This window comes from Ruegeria sp. AM4, assembly GCF_056540665.1.
Genome location: NZ_JBQFXD010000001.1, coordinates 51,689 through 73,267, shown reverse-complemented (window position 1 = coordinate 73,267; position 21,579 = coordinate 51,689). Strand labels below are relative to the sequence as shown.

Sequence of the window (21,579 nt, the reverse complement as noted above, 5' to 3'; positions counted from 1 at the left end):
TGATGACGAATATGGTTTGGAAACGGAATGAGGTCGAAAGCCCTTGTATCCAGATCTGCGTCGTGCACCCGACCGAGCGCATCTGCACCGGTTGCTATCGCACCGTTGATGAGATCGCGCGCTGGTCCAAGATGGACAGCACCGAGCGCGCCGAAATCATGCAGGAATTGCCTGACCGCAAACCTCGCCTTACCAAGCGGCGCGGTGGGCGAGCGGCACGCCTCAGCGGGTCCTGACCTCAACAGTTTAGGGTTTCGGCTGCTGGTCCAATGTCGGGTGGCGAACGGTGTCGTGCGCCTGCAAATCGTCGTGGAACAACGCCACCAATTCGGTCTGAACGATTGTCCGCCTTACCCGCAGTTTCGACGGCGGGATTGCCTCAAGATTAGCGCTGCCGTTGGAATTGCCTATCGCGACTATGCGGTTGAAGATCCTGCGCAGCGTCATGTAATTTCCCATAAACAAACTCGCGCGCACCGCTGCGGGAGCGTGGCCCCGGGACTTCGAGGGGGTAAAAGCCGCAGGCCAAAGATACGAGTGAGTGGTGGCCCACAGCGGTGCTATTCAGGTTCAAATTCTGCCCCCAACAATGCGGGAGTTAACGGAAAATTAAGTTATTTGACCGACCAGTCAAGAACAGGTTTTTGGTTTCAGACATTCCGTTGCGTAACTTAAAAAATGCACAACAACTACTGATTGCAAGGTATTGTTTCCAATTGCTTTAGCGATTTTGAGCTACCCGGCCGCAAGCCACGCTTTGGCGTCTTCGAATCTGTCTGTTGGAAAATACTCGGTCCGTGTTCCCAGCACATGACTGGCCATTCGCTGGGCCATTTTCTGCCAGCCCTGATCGCCGACAATCGCGGCGCGATCCAGCATTCCGATATGCCCCGCCGCCAGCCGGAAATGCGCTGCAAGGGCTGTCAAACCCTGCCAGCCATCAAATTCCCGCAGATCGATCAGCAGGCGAAACCCCTCGCGATCGCTCAGCAGCGTGTCCAGATCGCGTTGCGCTTGCTTGTATTCCTCGGGGTCGAGTTTTCCCATCAGGCTGATCTGAATGCACGGACCGCCCAGATCGGTTACATGGATTGCACCCAGAGATTCACGCAGCCAGCGGCGGGCGGATTCCAACTCGCTCATCGAAAAGACGTGCACCGGACAAGGCAGAATCGGCGCGGCCAGACGTATGCTGGTCTGCACCCAACCCTGATCCGCAACGACACCGATCCGGTCGAATCCACGCCAATGGCTGAGGCCAAGTTTGGTATCGGACCACGCAGCGCCAAGGTCATAGCCTTTGAACTCGGGGGTCACGATGGCCAGCAGACGCACCGCATCGTGTTCCGCAAGTGCGGCTTCGATCGCAGGCACCAGAGTGTTTGCGTAATCGGCGCTAGTCACTTCGCCAGACAGCTCGACCTCAATAAGCGCGCCGTCGGAATTTGTTTGTACCGTAATCATCCAAAATAACCTTCCGAATCCTAGCAATGGCAGGAGGTTACGGGGATTCGATCCATTGGGCCACTCCGCCCGGCATCTCGGGGCGGAAATAGGCGATCATCCGTCCATCGGGCCCGGCGCTGGCCTCCGCACCCCACGGAGCAACCCCGTGCAGGCTATGGCGATGCAGCACATAAGCCTCACCCGGCCTGGCAGGCAGTTCGACGCGCGGACAGCGTTCAAATGCCTGCTGACGCGCTGCCTTGTAAATCTCTGTCAGATCGGTCCGGTCCAGAGCGTCCGGCACGATGCCGGCCAGAGCCTGCCGAAACGCGTCGCCCAAAATCCTATGGCTGCCCTCCCACACCACCAATGGTGCGGCATCGGTACTGGCCTCGGTCAGCGGTATACCCAGAACCCAGGCATGTGGTTCGTCCACGTGCCGCCTGCGGTCAGGCCCGGTTGGCTTCAGCCCATCTACATGAGCCGCATCGCGTCGTACGCGGTAGCGGGCAGCCGCGTCGCTCTCGCCGCGTCGCGGTTTGGGATAGCCTGGGTAGATCACCGAGACCTGAGCTTTGTGCAGTGCAATCTGGCCATACAGCCCGGTGACGAAATCCAGGGCATGTCCGGACAAAGGTTGCGAGCCGTCCACCCGACCGTCGGCGTCGTTGTCCAGCGCGTCGACGCCTATGAACCACGTGCCTTCGCAATCGTGCCAGGCAGCATTCCGGGGATCAGTCACTGCTGCCCGCGCCACAGGCAGCACCTGCGCCACCCAGCGGGCTAAAGCCGGATCATGCTCGAAAGTCGCCCAGCCCTTCTGCTGAAACGCATCTACCATCCCAGTGCCTTGCGCAGCATGTTCAGTGCGACCAGCGTCAAGAACACTGCAAACACCCGACGTAGCGGCTTGGGGTCCATAGCGTGCGCAAGTTTCACCCCCCACGGGGCCGTGGTCATCGTCATCGCGATCACGATCCCAAACGCCACAAGGTTCACCGCGCCAACCGTCAGCGGTGGGCGATGCTCGGGCGCGATGGACAGAAACAGAAAACCCAGCACCGATGGCACGGCGATGATCACGCCAAACCCCGCAGCGGTCGCCACCGCCCGGTGGATCGGCGTGTTGTAAAGGCTCATCAGCGGCACGCCAAAGCTGCCACCGCCGATGCCCATCAGCACCGACAAAAACCCAACCGACGGCGACAGGGCGCCCCGGCGCAAACCTTTCGGCATCGCATCGCCCAAGCGCCATTCTGACCTGCCCAGCCCCAGATAAGCGCCGATGACCATGCCGAGCACGCCAAACAGAGCCTGCAACACTTCGGTCCGCAGATATGACGCGACAAGGACGCCTATGACCGCCCCAACAGCAATCCCTGGCCCCCAGCTGCGCAGGATGTCCCAATCCACCGCGCCCTTTTTGTTGTGGCTCATCACCGATCGAACCGAGGTGACGATGATCGTTGCCAGAGATGTCGCCAGACACATCTGCATCAGCTGCGGGCCACCATACCCAAGCGTCTGAAAGGCATAGAAAAATGCAGGCACCAGAACGATGCCTCCGCCAACGCCAAGCAACCCGGCCAAAACCCCGGCAAAAGCGCCGATCACAAGCAAAAGGCCCAGCATCTGGGCCAGCAACATCGTCTCGGGCATTCGTCTCCCATCCCGGCCGGGGGCCGTCCTAAACCGCCCTGTCCACCTGCGACAGAGGTACCACGCTTTCCAAAGCACGCAACATCACTTCGGGGCCAGCATTCTCTTGCACGGCACCCTCGGACAGCGCACGACGCCAGCCGCGCGCGCCAGGACGCCCTGCGAACAAACCCAGCATATGCCGGGTGATCTGATGCAACCGCCCACCTTTGGCAAGGTGACGTTCGATATAGGGCACCATCTGGTACACGACATCGACGGGGTCGACACTGCCTCCCGCACCAAATATCTGCCGGTCCGCATCGGCCAGAACCTCGGCAGGCTGATGATAGGCGGCACGCCCGATCATAACCCCGTCCAACCCTGCCTCAAGATGCGCGCGCGCCTGCGCGAGCGTGGTTATGCCCCCGTTGATCGAGATATGAAGATCGGGGAATTCGGCCTTCATCCGGTGAACAAGGTCATAGTCCAACGGTGGGATATCCCGGTTTTCCTTGGGGCTGAGCCCTTGCAGCCACGCCTTGCGCGCGTGGATGGTGACCCGCGCGCACCCAGCCGCCTGGATTTTGCCCAGAAAGTCAGGCAGCACCTTGGCAGGGTCCTGATCGTCCACGCCGATCCGGCATTTGACAGTCACCTCGACGTCCACCGCCTCGCGCATCGCTCTGACGCAATCGGCGACGCGCTCTGGCTCTTTCATCAAAACGGCCCCAAACGTACCCGACTGAACCCGATCAGAAGGGCACCCGCAGTTCAGGTTGATCTCATCATACCCCGCCTCGGCCCCCAGTCGGGCAGCCCGCGCCAATTCCTGCGGATCAGATCCCCCCAATTGCAATGCCACGGGATGTTCCTGCGGGTTGTAGTCCAGCAAATGCACCGCTCCGCCCCGCACCAGCGCAGGCGCTGTCACCATCTCGGTGTACAGCAAACTCTGCGCACTGAGCAGGCGATGAAAGAAGCGACAATGGCGGTCGGTCCAGTCCATCATCGGCGCCACCGAAAGGCGTGAAGCGGTTTTCACGTTATTTTTCAAAATATTAACCTCGCCCCCAAATTTCCACATGGCACGACGTTCCGGGGTATCCGATCGTATTGCCAGGACATTTGGCGGTTTTCGATTCTGAGTTGCTACCGTGTAGCACAACTGAACCAACAGAACACCGCCCCGTCTGCGGGCCTAATCATCCATGTGTGCCTCGGTATCTGGCTGAGCCAGAGTAATCGGCAGCCAAGCCCGACCGCTCATTACTGAAGAAAGCCGCAATCAAGGTGTCGCAGGTTTCCGTGTTCATAACGCCAAATGTGTAAGCGTAAACCAACGCCCATATTGGACGATATCGAAAAAACCCAATGAGCGTCCTGGCTTGACCTCTGTGCATTGCCGCTCGTTCTGGATCATTTCAAAGCCGGAAGAGACCTAGATCTTTTGCACCGCGACCTGCGCGCCTTTAATCGCCTTGAGGCGTACATCTGCCGAATTCTCACCCAAAAACTCGTGGAAAGCGCGCATGACACCGTCTTTCCACCATCCCTTACGGTGATAATCGTCCAGCATGATGACGCCGCCGACCATCATCTTGGGCAGGATCGCCTTCAGATCGGCCTTGACGCCCTCGTAGGAATGGTCGCCGTCCACATAGGCAAAACCGATACTTCCATTCTTGAACTGGTCCATCGCCGGGACCGAAAAATCGCGGATCACTGAAACCTTACCCAAGGCAATCTCATCGCGGTACTTTTCCTTGACGGATTCGTAGATGCGATCCATGTCTTTCTTGCTGCGCGCTCCGGCAAGCGAGACGCCATCGCCCGAGTCTTCCTGAACGCCCCAGGGATCGATGAGAACAAGCTTGGACGGTTGCAACCCTTCCAGCAGGATCTCGGAAAATTCGCCCTTCCAGACGCCGATCTCGATGCTCAGCTTGCCCTTTGGCATCAGTTCCAGCAACTCGCGGCGCAGGCCATCCTTGCGCTCGCGTTGCATGGCGCGCTTGCCGCGTCGCACGGGTGCGGTGACAGGGTCCGCGACCGGTTCAGCGGCCTTTTCCGGCTCGTCCAGCGGGGTTTGCAGGGCCGTAACAAAATCGGTCCAATCCGCGCGCCGCCTGAGCTTTCCGGCTTTGGTTCTGTGCCAGTTGCAGGCGCGTTCGTGAAGTTCGACAAGCTTTTCATCAGCCATCATCTTTGCACGCATCTCGTGCATGCCAGGCATATGCCCCAGGATCGAGCGATCCTCGACATTGTTGTGGTTCATCATGTTCCAATAATCCAGCCCCTGATCCTGGCTGATGTGGTTGGTGCGGCCACGATCACGTTTTACCAGAAAGCTGTCGGTGCTGCGAACGGCGTAGTGATGGATACGCGCATATTCGTGGCTGAACCCGCGCCAAGCGCGCCATTTGACCTGATCGGCGGGATACTCGTTCCCGCCCGCATCGCGCCACAGTACATTTTCATAAGGTGCCTCGGGGTTGGGCGCGTGTTGCTCGTCTATGCGCGGTCTGTGGGCGCGGAACCGGTTGAACTTGCCATTGTTGCGGAACAGCGTCTTGAAACCCTTCGCCTTCTGATGCGGATATTTGTGCTCTGGCGCTGCGTGAAAAAAGGTCTCGGGCACGGGGCGGTCTACGAACTCACGCTGCCCCCCCTGCCCGAACATGCGCCAACACATCGAGATCGCGTCGGCATCACCACTGGCGCGGACGAAACTGCGGATATCACCGCCGGGGACGCGAATGTTGATGTATTCGTCGACATCCAGGCTGAGTATCCAGTCCGAGGCCAGATAGCTAGGGTGGCGTCGGGCTTTGGAAAACGCGACCGTCTGTGGCTTTTCCTTGGGGCTGACAGGGTTGCGTTCGTGATGGGCCCAGCCCAATTCTTGCAGGCGGTCAGCGATGGCCGCGGTCCCGTCCGAGCAATCGTTGGTATAGATCAGAATGTCATCAAATCCGATTGAGCGGTTATAGGCCACCCAATCGATCATGAAAGGTCCTTCGTTCTTCATCGTTGTCACGATGAGAAAGGTCTCATCCGTCATATTACGCTCGCTTGCCTGTGCCACTTACGGACTATTGGTTATGTGTTTAAAATAGCCTTAAGTTTTTGTCCAACCCGGAAGGCAGCCCAAAGGCGCCTGGGTTGGACCACCGACAACGAAAGCGCGCCGCCCTCAGACAGCCTGCCGGTTCGCCGGAACGACCTCATAGCCTGGCTCTTCGGGTTCATCATCGGCCATCTCGGCCGGAAATCCGGGTGCGCGAATGTCCAGGCCAGTCGCCTCTTCCAGTCGCTTGATGATATTCGGCGAAAGCTCGCGGTCACCAAACCGGGCGATGCCGTCTTCAAAGATCTTGATCATCAAGGGGTTGATTTCAAGGGGAACTCCGGCCCGGTCGGCAACCTCTTGAAACAGGCCGATATCCTTTTTCACAAGATCCATCGTGAATGAGATATCGCGCGAGCCATTGAGGATAACCTGGCTTTCGGTTTCGTGAACGAACGAGGTGCCCGACGAGATCTTGATCGCTTCGTAGGTCGTGTTCAGGTCCATTCCGGCGGCCTTGGCGGTGACCAAAGCTTCGGCGCAGGTGATCAGATTGGCGGTAGCAAGATAATTTGTCATCACTTTCAGTACCGAGGCCGAGCCCAGCTCGCCCGTATGCAGGATGCGCCGCCCCATCGTGGTCAGAAACGGCAGGATGCGTTCGAATGTCTCGCGATCACAGCCTGCAAAGATCGAGATATTGCCCGTCGCGGCCCGATGACAGCCCCCCGAAACCGGGCAATCCACCGCAGCACCGCCCTGTTCGATCACCATTGCGCCCAGACGCTTGACCTCGGCCTCATCTGTGGTGGACATCTCCATCCAGATTTTGCCCGGTCCGACCTCGGGCAGCATCTCCTGCATCACCGCATCCGAGGCAGCGGGCGAAGGCAGGCAGGTAATGACCGCGTCGCAGTCACGCATCAGTTGCGCTGGGCTTTCGGCCGCTTTGGCCCCTTTGGCCACAAACTCGGCGACCAGATCCGCGTTCAGATCATGAACCGTCAGATCGATCCCGTTGCGCAGCAGCGAGCCCGAAAGCTTTCCGCCAACATTTCCAAGGCCAATGAACCCTACTTTCATAGTCCGATACTCCGCATTCGAATTTCTCGACCATGGCAGCACGATGTACCAACGCAAATCATGCCGCCGAACGACGCTGGCAGGTCGTTTTTCATCACCCTGTGCAATCCGTGAGCGCGACACGCTTGACAACGCGCCCGCTGGTGCCGCATGTCCGATCCGTTGGTGTCTGCAGCAGCAGATGAAAAGGGAATGCGTCAGCGGTTCTTCCGTCAAACGCAGCCGCCCCCGCGACCGTGACCGGAGAAGGTGCCCAATGCCACTGGCCTTATGGCCGGGAAGGCGGGACACCTGCCAGAGTGACCCTCTGACATCCGCAAGCCGGGAGACCTGCCAACACCCGAAGTTGAAACCGGACGGGGTGTTCCGGTGTCGGGTCCATGTCGCAATACGTGGCCCGCATGAAACCCCGTCCCCCACGAAGAGGATTTGGGGGGATGAGAGACATGACCGAGACCGCTCCGGTCGAACTGTTGGTTTGCACCACCTGCCGTCGCGGGCTGCCCGTTGAAGATGACGCACAGCGCCCCGGTACATTGCTGCATCAAGCGCTAGAACAGGCTGGCCTGCCCGAGGGCATCACCCTGAAAGCTGTCGAGTGCCTGTCGAATTGTGACGAGGGGTGTTCGATCGTGCTGCGTGGTGGCCCGGATCGCTGGACCTTTGTCTATGAACATCTGAACGAAACCGATCATGTTGATGTGATCGTTGACGGCGCGACCAAATACCTTGCGACCGAAGACGGTCTGGTCAAATGGCGCGAACGCCCCGAACATTTCCGCAAAAACTGTGCGGCCCGCATTCCCCCTAATGGAGCCCTGAAATGAGCAATCTCGAAAAACTCCCCGTGACTGTGATCACCGGCTTTCTTGGCGCGGGAAAAACCACGCTGGTCAAGCATCTGTTGCAGAATCCGCAGGGCAAGCGTCTGGCTGTGGTCGTCAACGAATTTGGCGATGTGGGCGTGGATGGCGACATCCTGAAATCCTGCGCCATCCCGGATTGCCCGGCGGAAAACATCATGGAACTGGCCAATGGCTGCATCTGCTGCACCGTTGCCGATGATTTCATCCCCACGATCGAGGCGCTGATGGCGCTCGAGCCGCGCCCCGATCACATCCTGATCGAAACTTCGGGGCTGGCCCTGCCCAAGCCGCTGCTGAAAGCCTTCGATTGGCCGGATATCCGCTCGAAAATCACCGTTGATGGCGTGATCGCTTTGGCTGACGCCGAGGCGGTCGCCGCCGGACGCTTTGCCCCGAATGTGGCGGCGGTGGATGCTCAGCGTCTGGCTGACGACTCGATCGACCATGAAACGCCTCTGTCCGAGGTGTTCGAGGATCAGATTTCCTGCGCCGACATTATCCTGCTGACAAAGCCCGATCTGGCCGGCCCGGAAGGCGTCACCAAAGCCAAAGCGATCATCGCAGCCGAAGCGCCCCGTCCGTTGCCCGTGGTCGAAGTGGCTGAAGGTGCCGTGGATGTCCGCGTTGTTCTGGGTTTGGAAGCGGCCGCAGAGGATGATATGGCGGCACGCCCCAGCCATCACGACGGTCACCACGATCACGAGCATGACGACTTCGAAAGCATCATCGTCGAACTGCCCGAACAGTCTGATCCGGCGGCTCTGGTTGCCAATATCGAACGTCTGGCCAAGGAACTGAACATATTGCGCGTCAAAGGCTATGCCGCCGTTCAGGGCAAACCGATGCGCCTGCTGGTGCAGGCCGTTGGTGCCCGCGTTCGTCACCAATATGACCGCCTGTGGGAGCCGGGCGAAGACCGCCGCTCGCGTCTGGTTGTCATTGCAGAGCATGACGACATCAAGGAAGCCGAAATCCGCGGTATCCTCGTGGGTGTTCCAGAGGCCGCCGAGTAAGCCATGCACGTCGTCTTCCGCGAAAGCCACGGGCTCGAGGAAACCGAGACCCCAACCGATCTGGGCCAGAGCCCAGCGGATTTGGTGGTGCTGTCCTTCTCCGACAGTGACCTCGGCGCTTTCGCGGCGGGCTGGCATCGCGGAGGTGGTCCCGAGGGACGGATGCCGACGCTGCGGCTGGCCAACCTGACGGCGCTGAAACACCCGCTATCTGTCGATACCTATGTCGAACAGACCTTGGAGGGGGCCAAAGGCATTCTGATCCGTCTGATCGGGGGCGTGCCCTATTGGGCCTATGGCTTGCAGCAGGTTCTGGCCTTGGCGCAGGCAAAAGGCATTGCTCTGGCCGTTCTGCCCGCCGATGGGCGTGAGGATACACGGCTGGACGACTATTCCACGCTGCCCGTCTCTACCCTGCGACGTCTGGCGCATCTGTGCGACACCGGAGGAGAAGTCGCGGCACAGGCCGCCCTGGCGCAGATGGCCTTGGCTGCGGGGTTGTACGCCGGGCCGGTGATGGGTGCGAAAACCATACCCGACTGCGGCGCATGGTGCCCGGATCGCGGTGTCATCCCGGCGGACAAGGCGTTCTCGGGCGACGCAAGGCGCATCCTTGTGACCTTCTATCGGGCCTATTTGACCTCCGCCGATACCGCCCCGGTCGCGGCCCTGATCCGCAGCTTACGCGCGCGCGGGCTCGAAGCGATTGGCTTGTTCGCACCATCCCTCAAAGCGCCAGCAGCCGCAGACTGGCTGCGTGAACAGGTGGTTGCGATGAACCCGTCGGCAATCATCAATGCGACCTCGTTCTCGGGAAAGGGCGCGTCGGGCACCTCGCCTCTGGACGCTGCCAATGTGCCAGTGTTTCAGGTCGCGCTGGCCACGTCGCGCCGCAAGGCATGGGCCGAGGCGGAACGTGGCCTGTCGCCTGCCGACCTCGCCATGCATGTGGTGCTGCCGGAGGTCGACGGTCGCATTTCGGCAGGCATTGCATCGTTCAAAGAACCGGGCAAACGCGATCCGCATCTGGAATATTCCCGCTTTGCCCACCGCGCCGAACCCGAGCGGATCGAGGCGATCATTGATCGCGTGACCGGCTGGCTGAATTTGCAAAACAAGCCCAAGGCGGATCAGGTGCCCGCTCTGGTGCTGTCCACCTATCCCGGCAAGGATTGGCAGATGGCCCACGCGGTGGGTCTGGATGCGTTGGCGTCGGCCGAGGCAATGCTGGCCGATCTTCAATGCGAAGGCTATGAAACCGCGCCTGCCGAACCGATTGCTGAAACGCTTTTGGACGCGCGGATTTCATGGTCTCTACACGACTATCTTGAAGCATTGGCCAACCTACCCAAGCAATTGCGCGCAGACTTGCAGACCGTTTGGGGTGAGCCTTCGAACGATCCTTCTTTCTCCGATGACGCCTTCCATTTTACCGCCCTGCGCCGCGGCAAGGCGCTGATCGCGCTGCAGCCCGAACGTGGCACGCCCGAGCTGCGTGATGACGACTATCACGACCTGTCCCGCACACCGCGCCACAGCTATGTGGCCTTCTACCTGTGGCTGCGCGAAAGCCTGCGCGCGGATGCGCTGATCCACATCGGCGCGCATGGTACGCTGGAATGGCTGCCCGGCAAATCGGTCGCTCTGTCCGCCGAGTGCTGGCCCGAGGCGCTGATCCGCGATCTGCCGGTGATCTACCCCTTCATCGTCAACGACCCCGGCGAGGCCGCGCAGGCCAAACGCCGGATCGGAGCTGTCACGCTGGGCCATATCCCTCCGGCATTGAAGGAAAGCGGCACACCCGACCGCATGGTACGGCTGGAATCGCTGCTGGATGAGTTTTCGAACGCCGATGGCCTGGACCCCAAACGCCGCGACCGTTTGCAAGCAGATATTAGGGACGAGGCGCAGGCCATTGGTCTGGAACGTGATCTTGGGCTCGATCAGGCCACCTGCACCGCCGAGGCAATCACTCGCATCGACCGCTTTGTCTGTGACATCAAGGAAAGCCAGTTTGGCGACGGCCTGCACATCTATGGCCGGGTTCCTGAGGTCACGGGCAATTTCGACCCCGCGCCCTCGGCCCATGCAGAACGCGAGGGCCTGATGGGCGCACTGACCGGAAAACGGATCGAGGCTGGACCCTCCGGCTCCCCCTATCGCGGCCGTTCGGACGTGCTGCCGACAGGTCGGAACCTCTACACCACTGACCCGCGCTCGGTCCCGACCCGTGCAGCCTATGCTCAGGGCGTGAAACTGGCCGAGGAATTGGTGCGACGGCATTTGCAAGAGGAAGGCGACTATCCCAAGGGACTGATCGTCGATCTTTGGGGGTCGGCCACAATGCGGACGGCGGGCGAAGAATTCGCCATGGCGCTGCACTTGCTGGGTGTGAGACCGGTCTGGGACAAAGGGTCCGAGCGGGTGTCGGGCATCGAGGTGCTGCCGATCACCGACCTTAGCCGCCCACGTCTGGACGTGACTTTGCGCGTCTCCGGCCTGTTTCGTGACGTGTTCCCGACGCTTTCGGCCCTGTTCGGACAAGCGGTGCGCGCGCTCTGTGGACGTGACGAAGCACCGGATTGGAACCCCTTTGCAGGACGAGGGCCTGCCGCGCGGGTCTTTGGCCCAGCACCTGGCAGCTATGGTCTGAACATGACCCACCTGTCCGAGACCTATACCGACGAGGCGCGCGCGCAGGCAGGCGAGGCTTGGCTGGACGCAAGTTCATTTGCGCTGGAAGGCGAGCACATCACGCAGGACGTCGATGGCATCACGCAGCGCGTCGCCAACGCGGACAGTTTCGTGCATCTTCAGGATCTGACCGAAACCGATCTGCTGCTGGCCAATGATTATGCCACGCACGAGGCCGGTTTTGCCGCCGCAAAGAAGGTCACCGGAGGTACGGCGCAGCTGTATCATCTGGACAATACCAACCCGGACACCCCGCGCGCGCGCACCCTGCCCGAAGAAATCAGCCGCGTGGTTCATGCCCGCGCCGCCAATCCTGCGTGGATTTCGGGCATGCAGCGTCACGGGTTCCGTGGCGCTGCCGAAATCGCGGCAACGCTGGACCATATGGCATCCTTTGCGCATCTGTCGGGCACTGTTGCACCACACCTGTTTGATCTCTACCACGACGCCACGCTGGGTGATGAAGAGGTTGACTCCTTCCTGGAAACAGCCAATCCGCAGGCGCACCAGGCCATGCAGGATCGGTTCCGCGCGCTGCTGGAGGCTGGGTTGTGGGAGACCCGCCGCAATTCGATCCGCGCGGATCTGGAGGGGTTGGGATGAGCGCCCCTGTCGTCCAAGGCTGGTGCCCCGGCGCTCATCGTCCGATGATGTCGGGCGACGGGCTGGTGGTGCGGGTCCGCCCCCGGCTGGCACGGCTGGATGCGGAACAGATATTGGGTCTGTGCGACTTGGCCGATCGTTTTGGCAATGACACGATCGATCTGACGAACCGCGCCAACCTGCAACTCCGGGGCGTTCACGAGGGTGATCATCAGGCGCTTCTTGCGGAGCTTGCCGCCCTGAACCTGTTGGATGCGGAACCGGGCATCGAAATGCGCCGCAATATTCTGGTCACACCGCTTTATCAGACGGGGGATCTGACGTCGCGGCTGGCGCAGGAATTGATCGACCGGCTGGCTGAACTGCCGAGCCTTCCCGCCAAATTCGGCTTTGCAATCGACACCGGGCCCAAGCGCCTGTTGACCTCCGACTCGGCGGATATTCGACTGGAAATGGGTCCCGATGGCCTGATCCTGCGCGCCGATGGGGCCGCGACCGGACGCTGCGTGTCCGAGGCCGCAGCCATCAACCAAACAATTGCGCTGGCCCATTGGTTTGCCGAGACGCACACGCCCGAGACACGCCGCATGTCCCGCGTGGTCGCGGGCTTGCCGGCGGATTGGCAGGGTTCTGCACCGGGTCCAAACGGTGCAGCGCTTCGCCCGGGTGCGTGCGAGTTGGGAACGTTCTTTGGTGCGGCCTTTGGCTCTTTGCCCGCGCGCGCGCTTTTTGACCTGATCAAAAACAGCGGCGCGTCGGCCCTGCGGGTGACACCTTGGCGACTGTTCCTGCTGGAAGGCGGGGCGGCGATACCCGCACCAGACTTTGTCACATCGGGCAGCGATCCGCTGATGACCACCGACGCCTGCCCCGGCGCGCCGTTCTGTCCGCAGGCGCAAGTGGAAACCCGTGACCTAGCCCGTGCAATGGCACCGCGTGTTTCCGGCCTTCTCCATGTCTCGGGCTGCGCCAAGGGCTGCGCCCGAATGGGGACCGCCGATATCACATTGGTGGGCAACAACGGACGATTTGATCTTGTCAAACAGGGCCGCGCGGGGGATGAGCCCATCCAACGCGGGCTGAGCCCCGAAACACTACTGACCATGGACCTGACCTGATGCCCTATGAATACGAAACCGACGGCGCGGCGATCTACAAGGAGAGCTTTGCCACCATTCGGTCCGAAGCCGATCTGGCCCGGTTCAATACCGACGAAGAGCAGGTCGCCGTTCGCATGATCCATGCCGCCGGGATGGTCGGGCTGGAGGAGTTTGTGCATTTCTCGGACGGGTTCGTACCCGCAGCGCGCACCGCGTTGGAAGGCGGCGCACCGCTCCTGTGCGACGCGCGCATGGTCAGCGAAGGGGTGACCCGGTTCCGCCTGCCCGCCGACAACGAGGTGATCTGCACGCTGCATGATGAGCGCGTGCGCCCTCTGGCCGCTGAAATGTCCAACACGCGGTCCGCCGCAGCGTTGGAACTTTGGCGTCCTCATTTGGACGGCGCTGTGGTCGCGATCGGTAACGCTCCGACCGCTTTGTTCCACCTGCTGAACATGCTGGAAGACCCCGATTGCCCCCGCCCAGCCGCCATAATTGGCTGCCCGGTCGGCTTTGTTGGCGCAGTTGAATCCAAAGACGCGCTGTGGGCAGCGCAACCGGTTCCGTCCTGCATCGTCAAGGGCCGTTTGGGCGGCAGCGCCATCACTGTTGCGGCTGTTAATGCCATCGCGAGCCGCGCCGAATGAGCGCGGGAAAGATCTACGGCGTGGGCCTTGGCCCCGGCGATCCGGACCTGATGAGCGTTCGGGCGGACCGATTGTTGCGCAACGCGCGCCACGTTGCCTTTTTCCGCAAGCCGGGCCGCAGCGGCCAGGCGCGAAAAATCGTCAATGGCATGATCCCCGAGGGCGCGGTCGAGTTCCCGATGGAATACCCCGTCACAACGGAAATCCCTCTGTCGGACCCGCGCTATAACGAATTGCTCTCGGCCTTCTACGAAGACTGCGCTGCGCATCTAAAGTCGTTGTCGGATCAGGGTGAAGAGATTGTTGTCCTGTGCGAAGGTGATCCGTTTTTTTATGGATCATTCATGCATCTTTACAGTAGGTTGCGCGACCAAGCTGATGTAGAGGTCGTTCCTGCAATTACCGGCATGTCAGGCGCATGGACTGCGACCGGAGATCCGATTACCTGGGGCGATGACGTGCTGACCGTGTTGGTCGGAACCCTGCCCGAAGATACGCTGGCCGCGCGCATGGCACAGACCGACGCGCTGGTGGTGATGAAGATCGGGCGCAATATCAACAAGGTGAAACGAGCGCTAAAAACTGCCGGTTTGTATGACCGCGCGTGGATCGTCGAATACGCGCAAATGCCGAACCAGACGGTCACGAAACTGTCTGAAGCCTGCCAGAAGATCACGCCTTATTTCTCGATCATCATCGTGCATGGTCAGGGGCGGCGACCATGAGCGGCTGGGTCAAGATCGCGGGTCTTGGACCCGGCGCTGAGGCGTTGGTAACTCCCGAGGTGACCGACGCGCTGACCGAGGCCACGGATGTGGTCGGATATATCCCCTATGTCGCGCGTGTGGCCGAACGTCCCGGCCTTACATTGCACGCTAGCGACAACCGGGTCGAGATCGACCGCTCGCAGCACGCCTTGCAAATGGCGGCCGAGGGGAAACGCGTGGTTGTGGTCTCATCCGGCGACCCCGGTGTATTCGCGATGGCAGCGGCGGTGTTCGAAGCGTTGGAAAACGGCCCGGTCGCGTGGCGCAACATCCCCATCGATGTTCTGCCGGGGATCACCGCAATGCTGGCGGCGGCGGCACGGGCGGGTGCGCCTTTGGGGCATGATTTCTGCGCCATCAACCTCAGCGACAACCTCAAGCCGTGGACGCTGATTGAAAAACGTCTGCGACTTGCCGCGCAGGCGGATTTCTCGATGGCCTTTTACAATCCACGCTCGAAGTCTCGTCCAGAGGGTTTTGAAAAGACACTGGAAATTTTGCGCGAAGAATGTGAGCCCGAACGCCTGATCCTGTTCGCCCGCGCCATATCCCGCGCCGATGAGGCAATCCGCATTTCGACGCTGGCAGAAGCGACTGCAGAGATGGCGGACATGCAGACCGTGGTTCTTGTGGGCTCGTCTCGCACCCGCGTCATCGAGCGGGACGGAACTCCGATCGTCTATACCCCGAGGTTCACGCCGGAATGATCGAGCCAGTCCAGAACCTGCGATACGCTCGAAAATTCGGTCCTCTGCGGCAGGGCCGGACGGTCGATCATCAGCACCGGCACGCCCAGCGCCCGCGCGGCGTCCAGCTTGGCGCGCGCGCCGGTGCCACCGGCGTTCTTGGACACGACCAGCTGAGAACCATGCTGCGCGATCAACGCGCGGTCACCATCAACCGTGAACGGTCCGCGCGAGACCACGATGTCGCAATGCGGCAGCGGCAGAGTGTCGGGCTGATCCACCAGCCGCAGCAGATAGTGATGCTGGGGTTGGGCCGCGAAGTCGGTCAGATACATGCGGCCAACGGCGAGAAAGACGCGCCGCGGCTCACCATCCAGCACGCTGACCGCTGTCGCGATATCGGGCACGTGTTGCCATTTGTCCCCCGGCTCGGGCGTCCAGGCGGCACGGGTCAACGCGGCCAGCGCAACGCCCGATTGTTGGCAGGCCGCCACCGCATTGTGGCTCATCTGCGCCGCGAATGGATGCGTGGCGTCTATCACGTGCGTTATCGCGTTTTCGCGGATGTATCGCGCCAACCCTTCAGCCCCGCCAAAACCGCCAACGCGGACGGGCAAAGGTTGCGGACGCGGGCTGTCGACGCGTCCCGCATAGGAATAGATCGCAGGAAAACCCCTCTCGGCCAGGGCTCGCGCCAGTGCATTGGCTTCGGTCGTGCCGCCAAGAAGCAGGAGGTTGGTCATGTCTGATGCTCCGTGGCTGACCGTACTGGGCTTGGGCGAGGATGGACTGGATGGCCTGTCCGCCGCAAGCCGTCAAGTGCTCGACCAAGCCGAGATCATCATGGGCCCGCCCCGCCATTTGTCGCTGATTTCTGAAACACCGGCCGAGCGGATAGAATGGCCGGCACCCTTTGCCGATGGGCTGCCAATCCTGACGGGCCTGCGCGGGCGGCGCACGGTTGTGCTGGCCTCGGGCGATCCGTTCTGGTTCGGCGCGGGATCGGTCATCGCACGCAACTTTGCAGCCTCCGAATGGACTGCGCGGCCGGGGCAATCGACCTTTTCGCTAGCCGCTGCGCGGCTGGGTTGGCCATTGGAAAACACATTGACGCTTGGCCTTCACGCCGCCCCTCTGACGCGGCTTCGACCGCATCTATCAACCGGGCTGCGGGCGATCGTTCTGCTACGCGACGGGCCAGCCGTCGCCGAACTGGCCACCTATCTGACCGAAACTGGCTTTGCCGATTCCACATTGCACGTGATGGAGGCGATGGGTGGCCCCCGGGAACGTGCGCGCAGCGTTTCACTGACCGAGGCGCTGCAGGGATCGTTCGAGCACCCTGTCTGCGTCGGGATCGACGTCAAAGGTGCGGGCCTCGCGTTTCCCAAAGCGTCCGGCAAACCAGATGAGGTTTTCGAAACTGACGGCCAGATCACCAAGCGCCCAATACGCGCGCTGACCTTATCGGCGCTGGCTCCACAACGGAACGAGCATCTGTGGGACATCGGCGGCGGCACCGGATCAATCAGTATCGAATGGCTGATGTGCGATCCAACTTTGACCGCCACAAGCATCGAACCGCGCGCAGACCGGGCCGAGCGCATTCGGCGCAATGCCGACGCGTTGGGGCAGGATCGGCTTGGTCTGGTGCTTGGCACCGCCCCCGATGCGTTGGCCGGTTTGCCTGCCCCGGATGTTGTTTTCGTCGGCGGCGGACTTAGTTCCGACCTGCTCGACTGGCTGCATGCGAACCTTCAGGCGGGTGTCCGGCTGGTCGCCAACGCGGTGACGCTGGAGAGCGAAACCCTGCTGGCGCAATGGCATGAGAAACTGGGCGGCGAGCTGCTGAGGATTGAGCTGGCGCAGTCAGCCGCCCTGGGGTCACGCCGCGGATGGAAATCCGCCTACCCGGTGGTGCAGTGGAGCGTGACGCTATGATCGTTGCGGGCATCGGTTTTTCGTCGACGGCGACGGCTGAAAGTTTGCGCCACGTGTTCGATCTGGCCGCCAGCGGTGAGCCCGTCGATGCGTTGGCCACCGTTGCCGACAAAGAAGGGCATCCGGCGCTGACCGAATTTGCCGCAGACGCGAGATTGCCGCTGCTATTCATCCCCTCCGCCGATCTGGCGGGGCAACGCACCCTGACCTGCTCGAACCACAGCCGCGCGACCTATGGCACTGGCAGCGTGGCCGAGGCATCCGCTCTTGCCGCTGCCGGAACCGGTGCGCGGCTTTTATCGCCCAGATTTATCTCAGACGACCGGCTGGCCACCTGCGCCCTAGCCATCGGAGGACAGACATGACCGTTCATTTCATTGGTGCCGGACCGGGCGCCGCCGACCTGCTGACCCTGCGCGGGCGCGATATCATCGCGTCCTGCCCTGTTTGCCTGTATGCCGGATCGCTGGTGCCGGAAGAGATACTGGGCCACTGCCCCGAGGGTGCGAAGATCATCAACACCGCACCGATGGATCTGGATCAGATCATGGCGGAAATCGAGGCTGCTCATCAAAAGGATCAGGATGTGGCAAGGCTACATTCCGGCGACCTGTCGGTCTGGTCGGCCATGGGAGAACAGATCCGCCGCCTGAAACAGATGGGCATTCCGGTCAGTGTCACTCCTGGCGTGCCGTCCTTTGCCGCTGCCGCTGCCGCTCTGGGCACAGAACTGACCCTGCCCGGGCTGGCGCAATCTGTGGTTTTGACCCGGACGCCGGGGCGCGCATCCTCGATGCCCGAGGGCGAAACGCTGGAAAATTTTGCCCGCACCGGCGCGACGTTGGCCATTCACCTGTCGATCGGCAATCTGGACAAGGTGACCGCGGACCTGACCCCTGCCTATGGTGCCGATTGCCCTGTGGCGGTGGTGTATCGCGCCAGTTGGCCGGATGAGCGGATCATCCGCGCCACTTTGGAGACGCTGAAAGAAGCCCTGGACGAGAGCATCTCACGCACCGCCCTGATCATGGTCGGCCCGGCGCTGGCGGGCGAAGGGTTCGACGAAAGTTGCCTGTATTCAAAGGATTATGACCGCCGCTATCGCCCTCAAAGCGCGGATAGCCCCTGGTCAAGCTGGAGCCCCGAAGATGAGTGAGGCAACGACCAGCCCGCCCGGCATACTGATCTCGGCGCCCTCGTCGGGCACCGGCAAGACAACGGTCATGCTGGGCCTTCTGCGGGCATTGGCCGAGGATGGGTTGACGGTGCAACCGTTCAAAAGCGGGCCGGACTATATCGACCCGGCCTTTCACCGGGCCGCTGCGGGCCGCGCCTCGTTCAATCTGGACAGCTGGGCGATGGCCGAACCGCTGCTGAACGCGATTTCGGCGCAGTCTGAAGGCGCTGATATCGTCGTGACCGAAGGCTCGATGGGATTATTTGACGGCGTCGCCAAACCCGGTGAGCTTGGCCACGGATCAAGCGCCGAGACTGCGCAAAGGATGGGCTGGCCGGTGGTTCTGGTGCTCGATGTGGGCGGACAGGCGCAATCGGCGGCAGCCACGGCGCTGGGGTTCAAGATGTACAATCCCGATCTTCCCTTCGCCGGTGTCATTCTGAACCGCTGCGCCAGTCCACGGCACGAGCGTTTGACCCGGCTGGGCATGGAACGCGCAGGCCTGCCGGTTCTGGGCGTGTTGCCCCGCCGAGGCGATCTTACCTTGCCCGAGCGGCATCTGGGGCTGATCCAGGCCGTCGAACATCCCGATCTGGAAAGCGCGATTGTCGGCTATGCGGCGTTCCTGCGCGAACATGTGGATCTTGAGGCGATCAAACGGGCGGCTTCCTCAGGCCCGACGGGGCCATCGTCAGCCGCGCTGCCGCGGCCTCCGGCGCAACGGATCGCGCTGGCCCGCGATGCGGCGTTTTCTTTCACCTATCCGCACCTGCTGGAAGGCTGGCGCGCAGCGGGGGCCGAGGTTCTGCCCTTTTCTCCGCTTGCGGATGAGGCACCGGCTATAGATGCCGATCTGGTTTGGTTGCCCGGCGGGTATCCCGAATTGCACGCCGGCGTGTTAGCCGGAGCAGATAACTTCCTGACTGGATTGCGCAAACACGCAGAATCCAAACCTGTTCATGGCGAATGCGGTGGCTACATGGCTTTGGGCGAAGGTCTGATTGACAAGGACGGCACCCGGCATCGTATGGCCGGGCTTTTGGGGCTGGTCACGTCCTACGAAAAGCGCAAATTCAACCTCGGGTATCGCCGGGCCGAACTGCTGACGGCGATGCCAGGATTTGCTGCCGGAACCGCGTTGCGCGGGCATGAGTTCCACTATTCCTCGATCATCGAACAACCTGATGCTCCGCTCGCGCGGGTTTTCGACGCCGAAGGCGCGGAAGGGCCGCAAACCGGCTCGATGCGCGGCAATGTGACCGGTACGTTTTTTCACCTGATTGCCGAGGCCGTGGTATGAGCGGGTTCGTCTCGTTTATCGGGTCCGGACCCGGTGATCCGGAACTGCTGACGCTCAAGGCGGTGGACCGGATGCAAAAGGCCGATGCGGTTTTGTTCGACGACCTCAGCAGTGGCCCGATCCTGACCCATACGCGCGAGGAGGCCGACTTGGTTGGCGTGGGCAAGCGGGCAGGCCGCCCCTCGCCCAAGCAAGACCACGTGAGCCGTCTGTTGGTGGATTACGCAAAGACTGGCGCGCGCGTTGTGCGGCTAAAGTCCGGCGACGGCGGATTGTTCGGACGGCTGGAAGAGGAACTTGTTGCGCTGCGGGCTGCCGGTATCGATTATGAGATCATCCCGGGCATCCCGTCCGCCGTTGCGGCGGCAGCGGCGGCAGGCATTCCCCTGACCCGGCGACTGACAGCACGTCGCGTGCAATTCGTCACCGGCCACGACGTCAGCGGGCAACTTCCAGACGACCTGAACCTGCCTGCGCTTGCTGATCCTCAGGCAACCACCGTGGTGTTCATGGGCAAGCGGACATTCCCATTGCTGGCCGAGGCCCTGCATCGGCACGGCCTGCCGCTGGATACTCCGGCATTGATGGCCGAATCCGTTTCGACGCCCGAGCAATCGCTGCTCCGGTCAACGGTTGGCGCGCTATCGGACAAGTTGGGTGCCGAGGTCGGCAAGGCCCCCGCCCTCATCCTGTATGGGCCTTTGGCGGAGTTCGACGATGTTTGAACTGACCCTGATCGGCATCGGCACCGGCAACCCCGACCATGTGACCGTTCAAGGCGCGCAGGCGATCCGCGATGCCGACCTGATCCTGATCCCCCGAAAGGGTGAGAACAAAGCCGATCTGGCTGGGCTGCGCGAGGACATCATGGCGCGGGTTGCCGCTGCGCAACCCAAAATCGCCTATTTCGACATTCCCAAGCGCCGGGCCGATGACGGCTATCTGCGCGGTGTGGACGAATGGCACGACGCCATTGCCGAACGATGGGCGGCAGCGATTGCTGATCACACTGGGGCGAAGAAAGTTGGATTGCTGATCTGGGGCGACCCGTCGCTCTATGACAGCGCGTTGCGGATTGCCGCGCGCCTGAAACCGCGCCCTGAAATGCGCGTTATCCCCGGCATCACCGCTTTACAGGCATTGACCGCGGCGCATGCGATACCGATCAACGAGATCGGCGCGCCGTTTGTCGTTACGACCGGGCGGCGCATCCGCGACGAAGGTTGGCCAGTAGCCGCTGACAAGGTTGCGGTCATGCTGGACGGCGAATGTTCCTTCCAGAACCTTGAGATGGCCGATTATGACATTTGGTGGGGCGCCTATGTCGGCATGAAAGAAGAAATCCTGATCCAAGGCCCGCTCGCTGACGTCTCGGACGAGATCCTTGCCACCCGCGCCAGGGCACGGGCCGATCACGGATGGATCATGGATATCTACTTGCTTGCAAAGCGCCCGGCCTGACGGTGTCACCTTGAGCTGCGCACGAGATTGTGAGTGCGCAAATGGCTGAATTTCTGGCATAAAACGCCCACCAGAAACTGGGGGCGA

Annotated in this window: 22 protein-coding genes and 1 riboswitch; of the genes, 14 read left to right on the top strand and 8 right to left on the bottom strand. The window is 61.5% G+C overall.

The genetic code is table 11. From position 1 onward, the window contains the following. Positions 1 to 2 precede the first annotated feature (2 nt). Positions 3 to 236, top strand: coding sequence for a DUF1289 domain-containing protein (locus ACR0JA_RS00355; protein ID WP_480568349.1), 234 nt, complete (start codon positions 3 to 5; stop codon positions 234 to 236). Positions 237 to 246: 10 nt separating this feature from the next. Here the strand turns inward: ACR0JA_RS00355 and ACR0JA_RS00350 are convergent, their stop codons facing one another. The 7 genes from ACR0JA_RS00350 to ACR0JA_RS00320 all read right to left on the bottom strand — a co-directional run bounded on the left by ACR0JA_RS00350 (position 247) and on the right by ACR0JA_RS00320 (position 7,276). Continuing rightward, positions 247 to 447 carry a hypothetical protein gene (locus ACR0JA_RS00350; protein ID WP_480568346.1) on the bottom strand — a complete coding sequence of 67 codons (201 nt, stop codon included), beginning with the start codon at positions 445 to 447 and terminating at the stop codon, positions 247 to 249. 288 nt (positions 448 to 735) lie between these two features. Then, positions 736 to 1,464 (bottom strand): SpoIIAA family protein, encoded by a 729-nt coding sequence (locus ACR0JA_RS00345; protein ID WP_480568343.1) that lies wholly within the window; start codon positions 1,462 to 1,464, stop codon positions 736 to 738. Between the two features lie 37 nt (positions 1,465 to 1,501). Further along, positions 1,502 to 2,287, bottom strand: a complete 786-nt coding sequence (locus tag ACR0JA_RS00340; RefSeq protein WP_480568340.1) for a hypothetical protein — start codon at positions 2,285 to 2,287, stop codon at positions 1,502 to 1,504. Then, positions 2,281 to 3,105, bottom strand: a complete 825-nt coding sequence (locus ACR0JA_RS00335) for a sulfite exporter TauE/SafE family protein (protein ID WP_480568338.1) — start codon at positions 3,103 to 3,105, stop codon at positions 2,281 to 2,283. Before ACR0JA_RS00335 ends, ACR0JA_RS00340 begins: the two co-directional genes overlap by 7 nt. 28 nt (positions 3,106 to 3,133) lie before the next feature. Beyond that, positions 3,134 to 4,171, bottom strand: coding sequence for a tRNA dihydrouridine(20/20a) synthase DusA (gene dusA / locus ACR0JA_RS00330; RefSeq protein WP_480568335.1), 1,038 nt, complete (start codon positions 4,169 to 4,171; stop codon positions 3,134 to 3,136). 354 nt (positions 4,172 to 4,525) lie between these two features. Continuing rightward, the gene (locus ACR0JA_RS00325; protein ID WP_480568332.1) at positions 4,526 to 6,148 is read right to left on the bottom strand and encodes a glycosyltransferase family 2 protein; all 1,623 of its coding nucleotides are present in this window, start codon (positions 6,146 to 6,148) and stop codon (positions 4,526 to 4,528) included. Between the two features lie 132 nt (positions 6,149 to 6,280). Beyond that, complete coding sequence (locus ACR0JA_RS00320) at positions 6,281 to 7,276, bottom strand: NAD(P)-dependent oxidoreductase (protein WP_480571086.1); 996 nt, start codon at positions 7,274 to 7,276, stop codon at positions 6,281 to 6,283. 107 nt (positions 7,277 to 7,383) lie between these two features. Next, positions 7,384 to 7,589: riboswitch (cobalamin riboswitch) on the top strand. 94 nt (positions 7,590 to 7,683) lie between these two features. Here ACR0JA_RS00320 and ACR0JA_RS00315 point away from each other — a divergent pair. Genes ACR0JA_RS00315 through cobJ form a run of 7 tightly spaced genes read left to right on the top strand, consistent with a single transcriptional unit; the run spans position 7,684 to position 15,634 of the window. After that, complete coding sequence (locus tag ACR0JA_RS00315; protein ID WP_480568329.1) at positions 7,684 to 8,064, top strand: DUF1636 family protein; 381 nt, start codon at positions 7,684 to 7,686, stop codon at positions 8,062 to 8,064. Then, a complete protein-coding gene (gene cobW / locus ACR0JA_RS00310) occupies positions 8,061 to 9,116 on the top strand; it encodes a cobalamin biosynthesis protein CobW (RefSeq protein ID WP_480568326.1) in 1,056 nt (351 codons plus the stop codon). The genes ACR0JA_RS00315 and cobW overlap by 4 nt, the downstream gene beginning before the upstream one ends. A gap of 3 nt (positions 9,117 to 9,119) precedes the next feature. Continuing rightward, on the top strand, positions 9,120 to 12,413 hold the full coding sequence (gene cobN / locus ACR0JA_RS00305) for a cobaltochelatase subunit CobN (RefSeq protein WP_480568323.1): 3,294 nt from the start codon (positions 9,120 to 9,122) through the stop codon (positions 12,411 to 12,413). Beyond that, entirely contained in the window at positions 12,410 to 13,531 is a 1,122-nt protein-coding gene (locus ACR0JA_RS00300; protein ID WP_480568320.1) for a cobalamin biosynthesis protein CobG, read from the top strand. Before cobN ends, ACR0JA_RS00300 begins: the two co-directional genes overlap by 4 nt. Beyond that, positions 13,531 to 14,160 (top strand): precorrin-8X methylmutase, encoded by a 630-nt coding sequence (locus ACR0JA_RS00295; RefSeq protein ID WP_480568317.1) that lies wholly within the window; start codon positions 13,531 to 13,533, stop codon positions 14,158 to 14,160. The genes ACR0JA_RS00300 and ACR0JA_RS00295 overlap by 1 nt, the downstream gene beginning before the upstream one ends. Further along, entirely contained in the window at positions 14,157 to 14,885 is a 729-nt protein-coding gene (locus ACR0JA_RS00290) for a precorrin-2 C(20)-methyltransferase (protein ID WP_480568314.1), read from the top strand. The genes ACR0JA_RS00295 and ACR0JA_RS00290 overlap by 4 nt, the downstream gene beginning before the upstream one ends. Continuing rightward, on the top strand, positions 14,882 to 15,634 hold the full coding sequence (gene cobJ / locus ACR0JA_RS00285; RefSeq protein WP_480568311.1) for a precorrin-3B C(17)-methyltransferase: 753 nt from the start codon (positions 14,882 to 14,884) through the stop codon (positions 15,632 to 15,634). The genes ACR0JA_RS00290 and cobJ overlap by 4 nt, the downstream gene beginning before the upstream one ends. Here the strand turns inward: cobJ and ACR0JA_RS00280 are convergent. Continuing rightward, the gene (locus ACR0JA_RS00280; protein WP_480568309.1) at positions 15,607 to 16,356 is read right to left on the bottom strand and encodes a cobalt-precorrin-6A reductase; all 750 of its coding nucleotides are present in this window, start codon (positions 16,354 to 16,356) and stop codon (positions 15,607 to 15,609) included. The genes cobJ and ACR0JA_RS00280 overlap by 28 nt on opposite strands. Here ACR0JA_RS00280 and cbiE point away from each other — a divergent pair. The 6 genes from cbiE to cobF are packed head-to-tail and all read left to right on the top strand — an operon-like array spanning position 16,355 to position 21,492. Further along, positions 16,355 to 17,554, top strand: a complete 1,200-nt coding sequence (gene cbiE, locus ACR0JA_RS00275) for a precorrin-6y C5,15-methyltransferase (decarboxylating) subunit CbiE (RefSeq protein ID WP_480568306.1) — start codon at positions 16,355 to 16,357, stop codon at positions 17,552 to 17,554. The two genes, ACR0JA_RS00280 and cbiE, sit on opposite strands and share 2 nt — an antisense overlap. After that, positions 17,551 to 17,919: a cobalamin biosynthesis protein gene (locus ACR0JA_RS00270; RefSeq protein ID WP_480571083.1), complete on the top strand. Its 369-nt coding sequence runs from the start codon at positions 17,551 to 17,553 to the stop codon at positions 17,917 to 17,919. The genes cbiE and ACR0JA_RS00270 overlap by 4 nt, the downstream gene beginning before the upstream one ends. Next, the gene (cobM, locus tag ACR0JA_RS00265) at positions 17,916 to 18,710 is read left to right on the top strand and encodes a precorrin-4 C(11)-methyltransferase (protein WP_480568304.1); all 795 of its coding nucleotides are present in this window, start codon (positions 17,916 to 17,918) and stop codon (positions 18,708 to 18,710) included. Before ACR0JA_RS00270 ends, cobM begins: the two co-directional genes overlap by 4 nt. Then, positions 18,703 to 20,031 (top strand): cobyrinic acid a,c-diamide synthase CobB, encoded by a 1,329-nt coding sequence (locus ACR0JA_RS00260; RefSeq protein WP_480568301.1) that lies wholly within the window; start codon positions 18,703 to 18,705, stop codon positions 20,029 to 20,031. Before cobM ends, ACR0JA_RS00260 begins: the two co-directional genes overlap by 8 nt. Beyond that, positions 20,028 to 20,756: a uroporphyrinogen-III C-methyltransferase gene (cobA, locus tag ACR0JA_RS00255; RefSeq protein ID WP_480568298.1), complete on the top strand. Its 729-nt coding sequence runs from the start codon at positions 20,028 to 20,030 to the stop codon at positions 20,754 to 20,756. Before ACR0JA_RS00260 ends, cobA begins: the two co-directional genes overlap by 4 nt. Beyond that, complete coding sequence (cobF, locus tag ACR0JA_RS00250) at positions 20,749 to 21,492, top strand: precorrin-6A synthase (deacetylating) (RefSeq protein ID WP_480568296.1); 744 nt, start codon at positions 20,749 to 20,751, stop codon at positions 21,490 to 21,492. Before cobA ends, cobF begins: the two co-directional genes overlap by 8 nt. Positions 21,493 to 21,579: the final 87 nt, after the last annotated feature.